The organism is Sphingomonas sp. 1F27F7B, from assembly GCF_005503355.1.
Lineage (GTDB): Bacteria > Pseudomonadota > Alphaproteobacteria > Sphingomonadales > Sphingomonadaceae > Sphingomonas.
On the sequence record NZ_SCMK01000007.1, the window covers coordinates 72,968 to 87,039 of the forward strand.

The 14,072-nt window shown below is 66.5% G+C and carries 14 protein-coding genes and 3 tRNA genes; 7 read left to right on the forward strand and 10 right to left on the reverse strand.

The annotated features are described in order from the left end of the window. Positions 1 to 31 precede the first annotated feature (31 nt). Positions 32 to 109: transfer RNA gene (locus FFS08_RS08610), tRNA-Ser, on the forward strand. A 128-nt stretch (positions 110 to 237) separates the two neighbouring features. Further along, positions 238 to 309: transfer RNA gene (locus tag FFS08_RS08615), tRNA-Cys, on the forward strand. Positions 310 to 451: 142 nt separating this feature from the next. On the opposite strand, the gene FFS08_RS08620 is transcribed toward FFS08_RS08615, so the two are convergent. The 3 genes from FFS08_RS08620 to FFS08_RS08630 form a co-directional block, all read right to left on the reverse strand. Continuing rightward, the gene (locus FFS08_RS08620; protein ID WP_137863834.1) at positions 452 to 1,795 is read right to left on the reverse strand and encodes a methyl-accepting chemotaxis protein; all 1,344 of its coding nucleotides are present in this window, start codon (positions 1,793 to 1,795) and stop codon (positions 452 to 454) included. Between the two features lie 146 nt (positions 1,796 to 1,941). Beyond that, positions 1,942 to 2,772, reverse strand: a complete 831-nt coding sequence (locus tag FFS08_RS08625) for an alpha/beta hydrolase (RefSeq protein WP_137863833.1) — start codon at positions 2,770 to 2,772, stop codon at positions 1,942 to 1,944. A gap of 128 nt (positions 2,773 to 2,900) precedes the next feature. Continuing rightward, positions 2,901 to 3,650: a queuosine precursor transporter gene (locus FFS08_RS08630; protein ID WP_137863832.1), complete on the reverse strand. Its 750-nt coding sequence runs from the start codon at positions 3,648 to 3,650 to the stop codon at positions 2,901 to 2,903. A 58-nt stretch (positions 3,651 to 3,708) separates the two neighbouring features. On the opposite strand from FFS08_RS08630, the gene FFS08_RS08635 reads away from it, so the two are divergent. The 3 genes from FFS08_RS08635 (at position 3,709) to FFS08_RS08645 (ending at position 5,822) form a co-directional block, all read left to right on the forward strand. Beyond that, positions 3,709 to 3,785: transfer RNA gene (locus tag FFS08_RS08635), tRNA-Arg, on the forward strand. 664 nt (positions 3,786 to 4,449) lie between these two features. Next, positions 4,450 to 5,358, forward strand: coding sequence for an NPP1 family protein (locus FFS08_RS08640; RefSeq protein ID WP_137863831.1), 909 nt, complete (start codon positions 4,450 to 4,452; stop codon positions 5,356 to 5,358). 122 nt (positions 5,359 to 5,480) lie between these two features. Next, positions 5,481 to 5,822: a hypothetical protein gene (locus FFS08_RS08645; RefSeq protein WP_137871827.1), complete on the forward strand. Its 342-nt coding sequence runs from the start codon at positions 5,481 to 5,483 to the stop codon at positions 5,820 to 5,822. A gap of 252 nt (positions 5,823 to 6,074) precedes the next feature. Here FFS08_RS08645 and FFS08_RS08650 read toward each other — a convergent pair whose 3' ends face one another. Continuing rightward, on the reverse strand, positions 6,075 to 6,305 hold the full coding sequence (locus FFS08_RS08650) for a hypothetical protein (RefSeq protein WP_171012537.1): 231 nt from the start codon (positions 6,303 to 6,305) through the stop codon (positions 6,075 to 6,077). Positions 6,306 to 6,390: 85 nt separating this feature from the next. Between FFS08_RS08650 and FFS08_RS08655 the strand changes: the two genes are divergently transcribed. Further along, positions 6,391 to 7,548 (forward strand): aminotransferase, encoded by a 1,158-nt coding sequence (locus FFS08_RS08655; RefSeq protein WP_137862916.1) that lies wholly within the window; start codon positions 6,391 to 6,393, stop codon positions 7,546 to 7,548. 310 nt (positions 7,549 to 7,858) lie between these two features. Here the strand turns inward: FFS08_RS08655 and mtnA are convergent, their stop codons facing one another. The 5 genes from mtnA to FFS08_RS08680 form a co-directional block, all read right to left on the reverse strand. Next, positions 7,859 to 8,905 carry an S-methyl-5-thioribose-1-phosphate isomerase gene (gene mtnA, locus FFS08_RS08660; RefSeq protein ID WP_137862917.1) on the reverse strand — a complete coding sequence of 349 codons (1,047 nt, stop codon included), beginning with the start codon at positions 8,903 to 8,905 and terminating at the stop codon, positions 7,859 to 7,861. Then, the gene (gene mtnC / locus FFS08_RS08665) at positions 8,902 to 9,537 is read right to left on the reverse strand and encodes an acireductone synthase (protein WP_137862918.1); all 636 of its coding nucleotides are present in this window, start codon (positions 9,535 to 9,537) and stop codon (positions 8,902 to 8,904) included. Before mtnC ends, mtnA begins: the two co-directional genes overlap by 4 nt. A gap of 47 nt (positions 9,538 to 9,584) precedes the next feature. Continuing rightward, on the reverse strand, positions 9,585 to 10,127 hold the full coding sequence (locus FFS08_RS08670; RefSeq protein ID WP_137862919.1) for a cupin domain-containing protein: 543 nt from the start codon (positions 10,125 to 10,127) through the stop codon (positions 9,585 to 9,587). Beyond that, positions 10,124 to 10,741, reverse strand: coding sequence for a methylthioribulose 1-phosphate dehydratase (locus FFS08_RS08675; protein ID WP_137862920.1), 618 nt, complete (start codon positions 10,739 to 10,741; stop codon positions 10,124 to 10,126). The genes FFS08_RS08670 and FFS08_RS08675 overlap by 4 nt, the downstream gene beginning before the upstream one ends. A gap of 73 nt (positions 10,742 to 10,814) precedes the next feature. Continuing rightward, positions 10,815 to 11,531 carry a L,D-transpeptidase family protein gene (locus FFS08_RS08680; RefSeq protein WP_137862921.1) on the reverse strand — a complete coding sequence of 239 codons (717 nt, stop codon included), beginning with the start codon at positions 11,529 to 11,531 and terminating at the stop codon, positions 10,815 to 10,817. Positions 11,532 to 11,792: 261 nt separating this feature from the next. Between FFS08_RS08680 and FFS08_RS08685 the strand changes: the two genes are divergently transcribed. Continuing rightward, complete coding sequence (locus FFS08_RS08685; RefSeq protein ID WP_137862922.1) at positions 11,793 to 12,506, forward strand: murein L,D-transpeptidase catalytic domain family protein; 714 nt, start codon at positions 11,793 to 11,795, stop codon at positions 12,504 to 12,506. Between the two features lie 5 nt (positions 12,507 to 12,511). On the opposite strand, the gene FFS08_RS08690 is transcribed toward FFS08_RS08685, so the two are convergent. Continuing rightward, positions 12,512 to 14,023: a DUF2339 domain-containing protein gene (locus tag FFS08_RS08690; RefSeq protein ID WP_137862923.1), complete on the reverse strand. Its 1,512-nt coding sequence runs from the start codon at positions 14,021 to 14,023 to the stop codon at positions 12,512 to 12,514. Between the last annotated feature and the right edge of the window lie 49 nt (positions 14,024 to 14,072).

The window sequence follows — 14,072 nt, forward strand, 5'->3', positions numbered from 1 at the left end:
CATTGACGGACCGCGTTGCTGCGCCCGTTCTCAGGGTGTAGCCCAAGAGAGTCAAAGCGTCCGGCCTGAAACCGGGACGTTGCGGGTTCAAATCCCGTCGCCCTGACCAGACTCCCGAAAATCAACGCTTTTCTGAGCTTCCCTGTGGTGGCCGAACGCAATGCAGTGCGCGGTCGGTGTGTGGAACCGATGCTAGACGGGCGCAACTCCCTCCGGTCACACCAGGGATATCGGCAGGTCCGAGTGGCGAAATGGGAACGCAGCGGATTGCAAACCCGCGACGAGCCGGTTCGATTCCGGCCTCGGGCTTCAATCGTATCTAGAACCTATTTGGTTCCTGGCGCGATGATGCGCATCCCCGGCATGGCAACTCTTCGGCGAAGACCAAGGCCCAGGATCCAGGCAGCGCGACACGGAGATCCGGGCCCCGGCCTCGCCGGGGAGCAGCAGCTCAGTTCAGCATATGCGCTCTGCGCTCGCGATGCGACGAGGCCGCCAGCCCGGGCGCCGGATAGGACAGCGGCTTGCCGGCGCCCGTCACCTGGAAGCGCCCCGCCTGTTCGGCGAGCGTAGCGACCTCCACGGTAAGGTTGCGCGCCGCCGCCGACGTCTCTTCGACCATCGCGGCGTTCTGCTGGGTCGACTGATCCATCACCCCGATCGCGGTGCTGATCTCCCCGATCGCCGTGGACTGGGCCTGATTGTCCTCGGCCATCTGATTGAGCAGCGTGTGCACCCCGCTCACATCCTCGGCAATGTTCGCCAGCGCGCCATCGACCTTCTCGACCATCTCCACCGCAGCGAGGATGTCGACCTGGGTAGCGGTGAGCTGCTCGCGGGCTCGGCCCGCCTCCTCCTCGGCGCGCATGGCCAGCGCGCTGACCAGATCGGCGACGACCGCGAACCCCCTGCCCGCCTCGCCGGCGCGCCCGGCCTCGACCGCGGCATTCATCGCGAGCACCCGCGTCTGGAACGCGATCTTGTCGAGGCCCTCGATCACCGAGTCGATGCCCTTGGCACTGTCGTTGACCCGGTTCATCGCCTGGACGGCCTGGTCGACCACCTCGCGGCCGCCCGACACCGTTGCCGTGGCCCCATCGGCGCGCGCCACGGTGCGGCTCGCCGCGGCGGCGGTTGCCTTGAGGCGCTCGTCCATCTGCGCGATTGCAGCTGAAGTCTGCTCGAGGCTGGCGGCATTCGCCTCGGTACGGCGCGCGAGATCCTCCGACGCCTGGGCGATCTCGCCCGACCCGGTATGGATCGCCGCACTGCTCTCGCTCACTGCGCCGAGCAAGGTGCGCAGCGAAGCGAGCGCCGCGTTGAAATTGTCGCGCAGCTTCGCATAGGTGGCGGGATATTCCTCGACGATGTCGGCGGTCAGGTCGCCTTCGGCCAGGCGCTCCAGATTGACGGTCATCCCGCGCACGATTTCGCCATGATGCTCGGCTTCCTCGTTCTGCCGGATCTGCGCGGCAGCAGTGTCCCGGAACGAGAACATCGCCTTGGTCAGGCGGCCGACGCAGTCGCGATAGTCGGTGAACTGGATCGGGCTGGCGAGATCGCCGGCGGCCAGCGCCTCCATGCGAACCACCGTCGTCACATAGGGCGTGGCGATCGCATGGCGATACCAGCCGGCCAGCCCCGCAGCGATCAGCGTGGCGATCACGCCCATGACGAGCGCGAGCTTGGGCACGAGCAGCAATGTCAGCGGCGAGAGCCCGACAAGCCCCACCATGGAGCCGAACGACACGAGCAGCTTCTTGCGAATGGGCGCGTTGGCGACGAACCAGTGCATGGCAAATCTCTCAGCGGAGGCAACAATATGGTTGCCACTCCCCTCGCTATAGAGAACTCGCGCACCGAACCGCCTCGTTCGAGCAATAATACGTAACAATAATTTATGATATTGGACGCAAATACGTAACTTCCGTAAATTTGCGCCTATACGCGCGCATCGATCCAGGCGAGGACATCGCCCATCACGCTATCCTTGCCGAGATCGGCGAGCAGATCGTGATAATGCCCCTCATAGATATTGAGCGTCTTGTCGCTCGACCCGGCGGTCTCGTGGAAGAATTCGCTGCCGTGGCAGACCGTCGCATGATCATCGGTGCCGTGCAGGATGAGCAGCGGAATGGTGATCGCCGGGAAGCTGTCGCGCAGCCGCTCGTCGGCACGGGCGAGCGCCGCGACGGTGGCGGCGGGCTGGGTCTCGTCCTTGATATAGGGATCGGCATCGAGCGCGGCCACCACCGCCGGATCCCGCGAAAAGTCGGCGTTCTTGAGCTTGAGCACGCCGAGATGGGGCGCAACGTGCGCGAGCCCCTTGATCGCAGCGATCAGGAAACCGGGCGCCGGCACCTGGAAGGCAAAGCTCTCGCAAATGAAGCCGGCCAGTTCCGCCTGGTTTTCCAGCGCATAGGTGGCGCCGGTGACCCCGCCGGCACTGTGGCCGAGCAGAAAGATCTTGAGTCCGGGATGACGCGACTTGGCGATCGCAATCGCTCCGCCGAGATCATCGACATAGTCGGCAATGTCTTCCACATAGAAGCGCTCGCCGTCGGAACGCCCGCGTCCGCGCAGATCAGGCGCATAGACCGCGAAGCCGCGCTCGGCCAGCCGCGCCGCGACCCATGCATATTGGCCGCCATGCGCATTGAAGCCGTGGCAGATCACCACCACCGCCCGCGCGGCGTCCTCGGGCAGCCAGGAACGGAAGAAGATGTTAACGTGCCCGGTGCTGCCGAAAGTCTCTTCGGTCGTCGCGGTCATGCCCTGCCTCCCTGCTGATTGCCAGTCGAGGATGCCAGCAATTCCGTGCCCTGTCAGCCCTTCCTTCGGATATGCGCAGACGCAGCGGCCGGAACCGGCCGCCGGACCGGAGCGGGCAGGTCATCGGCTCACACCCGCATGGCAAAGGGCGTGAAATCGGTTCCCGTGTCGAACACATCCACGCCCTCGCGGCGCTTGAGGAAGCCGACGACGAGGTAGGTGACCGGCGTGAGGATCACTTCCCACGCCACCTTGAGCGCCCATTGGGTGAAGAGCACCTGGATGACGAGCATGGTGGTCCAGCCCTCCGCGCCGAGGAATGCGAGCGGATAGAAGATCAGGCTGTCGACGCCTTCGCCGGCGATCGTCGAGCCGATGGTGCGGGTCCACAGCATCTTGCCGCCGGTCAGGATCTTCATCCGCGCTAGGACGTAGGAATTGACGAACTCACCCGCCCAGAAGGCACAGACCGAAGCGAGGACGATGCGCGGCACCTGGCCGAAGATCGTCTCATATGCGGCCTGGTTGCCCCAGCTCGGCGCCGGCGGCAGCGCCACAACCACCCAGGACATGAAGGCCATGAATAGCACTGCGCCGGTGCCGGCCCAGATCACCCGGCGGGCACGGGCATAGCCATAGACCTCGGTCAGCACGTCGCCGATCACATAGGAGATCGGGAAGAACAGAATGCCGGCCCCGAACGGCCAATAGCCGTTGTAGAAGGGCAGCCAGACCTGCGAGACCTTGCCCGCGCCGAGCACGTTGGAAAGCAGGATGATGGCGACGAAGGCGGCCATCACGAAGTCGTAATAGCGGAAATGTCCGCCGCGCAGCGCGTTCGCAGCGACCTGCGCCGGTTTTCCGTCCCCCTGGCTCATGCCCGGACTATGATCCTGGTTCCGCTACCGTGCAATCCACGCTAGGGCAGCCCTGCGCGCGCCCGTAGCTCAGTTGGATAGAGCACGTGCCTTCTAAGCTCGTGGTCGCTGGTTCGAATCCAGCCGGGCGCGCCATTTTTGTTTTGGAGCCTCGCATAAGCTCGGGCGGGCGTTCGCCCTTGCGAACTCCTGCGGAGTTCGATGTCGCTCCCTCCGGGCGCGCCATTCTCTTTTTGGAACCCTGCACAAGCTCGGGCGGGAGTTCGCCCTTGCGAACCCCTGCAGGGTTCGAAGGCGCTCCTTTCGGGCGCCATTCTCTCTTTGCAACCCCGCACAAGCTCGGGCGGGCACTCACCCTTGCGAGCCCGCAGGGTTCGAAGTCGCTCGCTTCGGGCGCTCCGGCCATTCGCGGACCGCGGATCACCGAGCCCACAAAATCTTTGTCCGGATATTCGCAATCCTCCGTCTCCTCCTGTGACGGCACATGCGCGCATCAGCATCGGAACAAGCTGAAGGGGGAGCCGGGCATCGTGCACCGACCCATGACATCCCAACGCTCACAAAGAAAATAATTTACCGGAAAACCATCCGCCCTACCCCGTATTACAGACCGATAATACCAATATCATTCGATCTATTAACGATAAAACTGGGAAAGTGAAACATTCCCTTCACAATATAAGTAAATATTTCCCCGCGCGAATCGCAATAATATAGAAATTTTATTTTCACGATATTAGGATCGTGGAGACAATATTGCGATGAGCAAGGTAAATTAAACTGTACAACGGGAGATTGTATGGAAAACCAACTTCAGATGCTGAACGGGTCGCATGACGACAAACGGGGCGCGCGCGCCGGCTCGGGCTCGCTGCCCGTCCGCTCGCTTGCCATTGCGGCCTTCGGAGCCCTGACCGTGCTGCTGCCGGGAGCGGCGCACGCGCAGGGCTGGCCGGCGCCGGTCGCGCCACTGCCGGAACTGGCCACTGCGCTCGACAAGCGGTTCCAGCCCGCGATCGATTTCGACACCGACGTCTGCTTCAACGTGCCGGCGGTGAACGCCTCGGGCGCGATCAGCCCGGGCGCCTCGACCTATGCGACCCGCCCGCCCGCGTCGTGCCGCAATCCCAGCTACCGGACCACGAGCAACGTCTATGTCCGCGCCCGCTGCAACAACGGCTATTGCGCCCGCGTCTACAGCTATTTCTGGCAGTCGGACTTCTCGCACGCCTATGACTGGGAATCGGTCATCGTCTGGACGACCGACCAGGGCACCAACAGCACCGTGGTCGGCGTCACGCGCGGCGATCATGGCGGCTGGGAAACCCGCGCCACCAGCGGCGGCCAGTTGCGCTTCCAGAGCGACGCGACCGGCCAGCACGTCAAGATGGTCTATCATTACGAGACCTGGGGCTTCTCGCATCTGTGGCGTTTCTCGAAGACCGACAATGGCGACGAGCCGCCCGAGAACGGCACCGGACAGTGGCTGATCCAGCCGCTGATCAGCTGGAACGGCTATCCCTCGGCCAGCGTTCGCAACGCGATCTCGAACTATAATTTCGGCAGCGGCAATTTCGACAACAAGGACGCGCGCTTCTCGGGCGTGCTCGCCGCCGCGCTGAACACGAGCATCACGCCGGGGTTCAACCCCAATGTAGATGCGGGTCCGAACTCGCCGGGCTGCCCGGCCGGCTCGACCATCTGCTGACCGACTCCGCCCCGCGCCGCCGCACCCCCGCGGCGCGGGGCGGAACCCCGACGACGTTCCGCCATCGAGGTGCACATGGGAAGGGATCGCAAGGTCGCGCCGCGACAGGCGCTCATGCTGGGATGCGCGGCAGCGATCGTCGCGGCCGGAGCCTGGCTCGTGCAGCGGAGCGCGGACGGCACAGGCAGGGCCGGGACGATCGCCGCAGGGGCGGGCGCCGGGCCTATCCCTTGCTCACCGAAGTCGATTTCCGCTGCGATGCCGGCGGATGCGCGGTGACCGCGACGATACCGCCGCCGACCGACGATGCGTTCCTCAAGCAGCGCCAGGAGATGCTGCTCGGCGGCCTGGCCAAAACCGTGGCGGCGGACGGCTACACGATGCTCGGGCCGGTCCAGATGGACGAAGTCGCGTTCAACGTCTTCCATATCCGCGCATCGGTGGCGCCGGCGCGGGCCCGGTAGGCCGGACCGGGCGCCACCCGTCGATCGAGGCCGCGGGCGCGCAAGACGGGCGCCCCGGCAAGCAGGGCGCCCGTCAGGCACCGGCTCGGGCGTCGATCCGGACCGGTACAGGGATGTATGCCGGCGCAACTGTCGGGTTCAGGTCGCGCCGGCACCCGGGCGCTGTGGCCGGGCGCGCGCCGCATGACGAGGCGGGTGCGACGTAGGACGAAGATCGAGCGACGAATCCGGTTCGCCGCCGGGCAGCCGAAGCTACTTCTTGCCGCCCCGCCAGTAGAGCAGGCCGGCGACGATCGCCGCCGAGCCGATTCCGATCGCGGCACCCATGCCGATCTGCTTGGCATCGGGCTTCCAGCGCTTCCTGGCCTCGGCAATGTCCTTGACGGCCTGCAGCGCCTCGCTCCCCTCGTGATGGTCGTGCGGGGCCTCCTCGACCGGATGGGTCGACGGGGCATCCTCGGGCAGTGGCGGCTTCTTGCTCATGGTCTTCCTCTATTGGCGCAAGCCTGAACGTCAGGCTAATGCGGCGGTTGCACCCAAAGATGCAAGCCGCCACAAGCTCGGCCCCATGAACCCGCTCTACGCCCGGATGGGCACCACCATCTTCGAAGCCATGTCCGCCCGCGCCCGCGAGAGCGGAGCGATCAACCTGGGCCAGGGCTTCGCCGACGGGTGCGGACCCGAAGCGGTGCTGCAGGCGGCGGCGAAAGCAGTGGTCGAACGGTCGAACCAATATCCGCCGATGCTCGGCCTGCCCGAGCTCCGCCATGCGGTGGCCGATCATTATGCCCGCCACCAGGGGCTCAACCTGGCGGCAGAGGAAGTGGTGGTCACCTCGGGCGCGACCGAGGCGCTGGCCGCGGCGATCTTCGCCTGCGTCTCGCCCGGCGACGAAGTGATCTGCTTCCAGCCGCTCTACGATGCCTATGTGCCCCTGATCCGCCAGGCCGGCGGCGTGCCGAAGTTCGTGCGCCTCCAGCCGCCGGAATGGAAGATCGACCGGGCGGCGCTCGAAGCCGCGGTCTCGGGCAAGACGCGCGTGCTGATCCTCAACAATCCGCTCAACCCCGCGGCGACCATGTGCGGGGCCAACGAACTGGCGATGCTTGCCGATTTCTGCGTCGCGCACGATCTGGTCGCGATTTGCGACGAAGTCTGGGAGCATGTGACTTTCGACGGCGCCCGCCACTTGCCGCTGATCGGCTTCCCCGGCATGCGCGAGCGCACGGTGAAGATCGGCTCGGCCGGCAAGATCTTCGCGCTGACCGGCTTCAAGGTCGGCTGGATGTGCGCCGCCGCGCCCATTGCCCGCGTGCTTTCCAAGGCGCATCAGTTCCTCACCTTCACCACGCCGCCCAATCTGCAATGGGCGGTGGCCGAGGGCCTCGCCACCCAGGACGGCTGGGTGCAGGAGGCCCGCCACCGCTTCCAGCAGGGTCGCGACCGGCTGCGGACCGGGCTCGAGGCCGCCGGCTTCGCGGTGTTGCCGAGCGCGGCGACCTATTTCCTCTCGGTCGACCTTGCCGCTTCAGGCATCGCCCTCGACGATGTCGCCTTCGCCAACCGGCTGATCGACGAGGCCGGCGTCGCCTCGATCCCTGTATCCGCCTTTTATGCCGAGCAGCCGGTGACCAGCGTGCTGCGCTTCTGCTTCGTCAAGGAAGACGCCACGCTCGATGCCGCGATCGCGCGAATCGCCGACGCCCGCGAACGCCTGGCCGGCTGAGCACGGAAGTTCGGGCAGTTTCGGCAACGCCCCTTTTCCGTTCCTCCGCGCGGGGGCTTCGCCGCGGCGGATGCTGGCGCTGGGCAGGGGCGAAGGCTGGTCATCCGCTGAGCCAAGCACGAAAATCCCGCATTGGAAGCGGCAAGTCCCTGCGACTCGGCCGACGGGCGCTTCATCCACGGAAGCGCCCGCTTCGCCGTGCGGCGTGCAACTCGTCTCGTTTCCGGCACGTTCGCCGGGCCGCGGGACAGATTGGAGTTGTACCGCTTCTCAGTCGGAGTGGTGGGCCTTCAGGAGACCGAAGCGCCTCTCAGATCCGGTCCAGCACTCCGCGCTCGGTGATGTAGCCCGTCACCAGCCGCGCGGGGGTCACATCGAATGCTGGATTGGCGGCGGGGGAATCGGTGACACGGACAGTTCCGATTTCCCCGCTTGCGCCCGGCCCGCTCAGCCGGGTCAGTTCCTCGGCGCTGCGCTCCTCGATCGGGATGTCGGCACCGCTCTCGGTGTTCGGATCGAAGGTGGTGTAGGGCAGCGCGACATAGAAGGGCACTTCGTTGTCATGCGCCGCCAGCGCCTTCAGATAGGTGCCGATCTTGTTGCAGACGTCGCCGTTGCGCGTGACGCGATCGGTGCCGACCACCACGGCATCCACCTGCCCCTTCATCATCAGCAGGCCGCCGGCATTGTCGGCGATCACCGTGTGCGGGACGCCGTGGTTGCGCAGCTCGAAGGCGGTAAGCAGCGCGCCCTGGTTGCGCGGACGCGTCTCGTCCACCCAGACATGGACCGGAATGCCGGCATCGTGCGCGAGATAGATCGGCGCGGTGGCGGTGCCGTAATCGACCGTCGCCAGCCAACCGGCATTGCAATGCGTGAGGATGTTGAGCGGACGATCGGGGTTGCGCGCATGGAGTTGCCGGAACAGCGCCAGGCCATGCTCGCCGATCGAACGGCAGAGCCCGGCATCCTCGTCGCAGATCTCGTCGGCGCGCCGGAACGCCGCCGCGGCACGTTCGCTCTCCGGCAGATCGGCAACCGCCGCACGGACCGCATCGAGCGCCCAGCGCAGGTTGATCGCGGTCGGGCGCGTCTCGAACAGCGTCGCATAGGCCGCCGCGAGGCCGGCATCGCCCGGCTCGGCCGCGAGCGCCATCGCATAGCCATAGGCGGCGGTGGCGCCGATCATCGGCGCACCGCGCGTCCACATCTCGCGGATCGCGACCGCGGCCGCATCGACGTCGCGCAGTTCGACCCATCGCACTTCCCAGGGAAGCTTGCGCTGGTCGAGGATCACCACGCCCTTGCCGTCTTCGGTGCGGCGGATCGAGCGGGTGGGCTTGCCTTCGAGGATCATGGGAGGACTTCCGCGAGAGAGTGGATGTCGGCCGGCCCGCCCGCGCGATCGATCAGCAGCGCCTGGAGGCCCGCTTCATGCGCTGCATCGACTTCGGCGGCCATGTCCGAGACGAAAAGCAGTTCGGACGGCGCGAGATCGAGCGCGTCGACGATCTTCGTATAGGAATCGCTGTCGCGCTTGGGGCCGGTGGTCGTGTCGAAATAGCCGCTGAGGAACCGCGTGAGATCGCCGGCGATCGAATGGCCGAAGATCAGCTTCTGCGCGGCGACCGAGCCGGAGGAATAGATGTTCACCGCGAGACCGGCCGCGGTCCAGCGGCGCAGCGCCTCGGGCGTGTCGGGATAGACATGGCCCCGCAGCTCGTCGTCGGCATAGCCCTGGGCCCAGATCATGCCCTGGAGTGTCTTGAGCGGCGTCTCCTTGCGGTCCTCGTCGATCCAGGCGAGCAGCGTGGCGACGGGATCGTCGCCCGGCACCTGGGCCAGGATCGGCGCGGCGACTTCGGGATTGTTCGCAACGAACTCCGCCAAATGCTTGCGTGCATAAGGAAAAAGCTCATCAGCGACGAAGCTGATGCTGCTCGTCGTACCTTCGATGTCGAGAAGGATGGCTTTGGGCTTGTCGGTCATTCTTGCCTCGTCATCCCGCCGCCATCGCGGAGATGGCGGCCTAGGGTTCAGGCCGGCTCGTGGCGCGGAAAGCGATCGGCGATCGTGTCGCCGGTGAAGTTGGCGATCCAGCCGTCCGCATTGGTGAACAGGCGGATCGCGGTGAAGCGCGGGTTCGGCCCCATGTCGAACCAGTGGCGCGTGCCGGCGGGCACCGAGATCAAGTCGCCTTCCTCGCACAGCACGGCATAGATGCGCTCGCCCGCGCGCAGCGTGAACAGCCCCTCGCCCTCCACGAAGAAGCGGACCTCGTCCTCCGAATGGCGATGCTCGGACAGGAACTTGGTGCGCAGCGCGCCCTTTTCCGGATGATCGGGAACCATGCGGATGACGTCGACCGACCGGTAGCCCTTCTCCGCCTTCAGCCGCTCGACTTCGGGTGCGAAGGCTTCCAGCACTTCGTCCTGCCCGGCATCGGCGGCGAGCGGGCGCGAGGGCCATTGCTCGAAGCGGACGCCGACCGGCGCCAGCGCCGCCGCGATCGCTCCGGGATCGCGCGTGTCGGCGAGCGGCGCGCCGCCCGCCTCGTCATAGACCCTGAGATGCGTCATCGCTTCCATGCCCTTTCGGCCAGTTCGGCGGCGATCAGCCATTCGGTGCCCTCGAGCACGCGCTCGGCCTCGGCCAGGTCCTTGCCCCAGGCATAGAGCCCGTGGCTGCGGATGAGATAGGCGGGCGCGGCGTTCGGCGCCAGCAGCGCCGGACGGATCGCTTCCTCGATCACCGCCATGTCCTGGCTGTTGTCGACGATCGGCAGGCGGATCTCGGCCTCATGGGTGGTGTTGCCCGGGAAGACCTTGAGCATCTCATGGCCGGCGAACACCCATTCCCCGGCATCGGCAGCGGCACGGCTCATGCCGACGGCCTCGGGCGAATGGCCGTGGAGCACAGCGCCCGTATCCGGGAACATGCGGTAGATGGCGAGGTGCAACGCCGTCTCGGCCGATGGCTTGCCGGGGGTGAGCCCCTTCCCCTCCAGATCGACTCGCATGATGCCCGCCGGCGTCAGCCGCCCCTTGTGCCAGCCGGACACGGTGACGGCGATGCTGCCGTCGTCGAGCCGGACGGAATAATTGCCGGCGGTGGCGGGCGCCCAGCCGCGCGCATCGAGCCGGCGGCCGACCTCGACCAGCGCGTCGGCGGCATCTGCGAAGGACATCGTCATGCGCGCGGCCTTAGCCGATCCCGGGGCCGGCGGGGCAACAGATTTATTTGTCGCCGGCCGAGCCCGTGCGCGACTAACGCGAGCCGCGGCGCGGAAGCGGCTGGACGATCTCGCGAGCCGGGCCGGTGACCCAGTTCGCCGGCTGGAGTTGCGGACGCGGCGCGGCGCCGGGCATGGTCACCATGTTGAACGCCTCGCCGCCCAGATTGCGGGCATCGGCCATCAGGAGCGGCGTGGACGGGCCGGAGCGCTCGGGATTCGTCACCGGCTCGTCCGTCACCATCACGTCGCCGCCGATCTCGGTCAGCGCGTAGAGCTGCCTGGCGAAGGCGGCGGGGAAACGGATACAGCCATGCGAGGCGGGATAGCCGGGCAGATGGCCGGCATGCAGCGCGATCCCGTCCCAGGTGAGCCGCTGCATATAGGGCATCGGCGCATTCGAATAGAGATTCGAACGATGGAACACCTTCTTCTGAAGGATGGTAAAGGCACCGGCCGGCGTCTCGTGCCCGTCCGAGCCGGTCGACACCGTGCTCGCACCGACCAGCTTGCCGCCGCGATAGACATAGGCGCGCTGGTCCGGGATGCTCACCACGATCGAGACGGGATCCCAGCCGGTCGTGCTCGCGCGGATGATCTGCGGCTGCTCGTACCAGACCCATTGGCCGTTGCGCAGCCCCTCCGGCGCGACCTGCATCGTATCCGATGCAGTCACCTGCGCGGCGGCGGGAGCGATGGGAAGAATCGTGGCCAAGGCCAGGAGAAAGACGGCAAAGGTGCCGGAACGCATCGAACAGCTCTCCGAATCCGACGAGCCAGGACGGCTCAGGGCGATTCCTTAACGAAATTAACCTAATTTCGTGCCGCTGCCGAATCGGCGATATTCGCACGGTCAAATCGCTGGCAACGTTCCGGATTTCGGGGAGGCTTCGGCGAACCGGGCGAACGATGCGGCGAGTCGCGCAACTTGGGACAGATGTTGAGCAACGCGCTTACCATCTGTCTGGTATAGGTTCCCCCTGGGGACGAGCAGCGGGCTTTTTGGACAGTGATGGATAGTCTCGATACGGTTCAGTCGCGTCGCGCCTTGTTGAGGACGGCGTTGGTGATGGCGAGCGGCGCGGTGGTTTCGGCCTGCGCCTCGCGCACGATCGAAACGGCGATGGCACCGGCGGCGCTGCCGGTCCCGGCGCCGATCCCGGAAATTCCCAAGGCGCCCGAAGTGGCCGCCGCCAAGGTGCCCGGCGTGCCTGCCGGCATTCGCCCGGAACTGTTCAAGAAGGCGCTGGCCGCGCTCAACCGCCATTCGATGCGCATCCCGTCGCACGACCGGATCGCGATCGCCGACTTCGCCTCGCCCTCCTACAGCCCGCGCTTCTTCGTGGTGAACCTGGGCACCGGCCAGGTCGAGCGATTCCTCGTCGCGCACGGCATCGGCTCGGACCCCCAGCATACCGGGCTGCTCCAGCGCTTCTCGAACGAAGTGAATTCGGAAGCGACGTGCGAAGGCGCGTTCCTGACCGCCGATTATTATGTCGGCAAGCATGGCGACTCGCAGCGCCTGCTCGGGCTCGACCCGACCAACAACAATGCGCTGGACCGCGCGATCGTGGTCCATTCGGCCTGGTATGCGAACACCGACATGATCGGCCGGCACGGCAAGCTGGGCCGCAGCCAGGGCTGTTTCGCAGTGGGCGAGCACGAGCTGGCCAAGCTGTTCGAGCGGCTCGGCCCGGGCCGGATGATCTATTCCGCCAAGGTCTGATCGCCTCAATTCCTCGGCAGCGCGGGCCCCGGCCCCGTTCCGCAGGGAAATGGCGGCGCCCAGCAGGGATAGCCGAACTCGAGCTTCGTCGCATAGCGCGCGACCGGCCGCTGCGGCCAGTTGCCCGGCAGCACCACCTCCGCCTTGCCGCTGCCCCTGGGCCAGGTCGCGACGCTGGGCGGCGTGACGCCATACCAGCGCGCATCGCCTTCGAACGGTCGCTTGAACGCGATCGCCAGCACGCGATCGCCGACCGGCAGCTGGTGGTAATCGGCCGGGCTGCGTTGCGCACCCCGCGCGTCGACCACCGCCGAGCGGGCGAAATAGACGTCCTGCCACGGCGCCGCCGGCGCAGCGAAGGCGAGCGCCTTGGCCGGCTCCTGCGGCATGGCGGGGCGCGGCACGACGCGGAAGCTGGCGAGCAGCACCAGCACCGCCACCACCGCCAGCCCGCGCAGGTCGCGCCAGGTGAGCAGCAGCCAGGTGAACAGCGCCACCATCGGGAACAGCCATTTGAAATAATGGGCGTTGAAGAAACGCCACATGCCGCTGGGCACCAGATCGACATAGGCGAGCATCATCGCGGTGTAGAGCAACGCCGCCAGCGCCATGCAGAGCGTCAGCCAGCGGGCGGGCCCTCGCAGCCGCATGACGCCGAGGATCAGGCCCGCCGCGCCGGTGAGCAGCCAGGGCAGCTCGCGCAACAAGCCGGTCTCGCCCGGGAACCAAGGCGAGGGATCGACCAGCAATATGCTTGCCTTCCAGCCCAGATCGGCGAAGGCGAAGCCGTAATCGCCCGAGAGCAGCGTATAGTCGCTGAGCCGCCAGCCATAGATGGCGAGATAGAGCGCAACATAGGGAAGGAACGCCGCCGCCGCCCCGCCGATCGCCCGGGCGAGATCAGGCCAGCGCCGTTCGATCAGCACCGGCCGCCACAGCGCGAAACCACCGATCACTGCGCCCACCACCACATCGGCCGGGCGGACCAGCGCGATTCCCGCCAGCAGCGCGCCGAGCAGCCAGGGCCGGCGGCGCACGCCGAACATCATGTCGGCGGCCTCGGCAAAGGCCAGCCAGATGAAGGCCGCGGACATGGTGGTCGTCCAGGGCTCGAGCCAGAATTTGGAGATGCGCAGGTCGCCGATCGTCGCGGCGAGGAACAGCAGCCCGGCGGCGAAGCTCCCCACGCCGAGGCGCGCGCAGACCCGGTGGAAGCCCCAAAAGGCTAGCGCGTAGCAACCGAGGTTGATCGGCACGAACGGCGTGGGCGCCCAGGCGAAGGGGGCGCCCGCGAGCGGATAGAGCAAGGGATACCAATGCTGGTCCGGGCTCAGATCAAGGCGCAGGAACGCCCTGGCCGACAGGAGATATTGCTTCTGGTCGTGCCAGCCGCGCCACCAGGGCCCTTCCGGCGCGAAGAACTTCAAGTTGATCTTGAAGACCGTATAGGCGGCGAAGACGATCATCACAGCTCGCACCGGATGCGCGTCGAACTGGCGGCGGATCCAGTGGAGCATGGCCTGCGGGTATCCGTTGCGCGGGGTTGGCACAAGCGCGCCCGAGCGA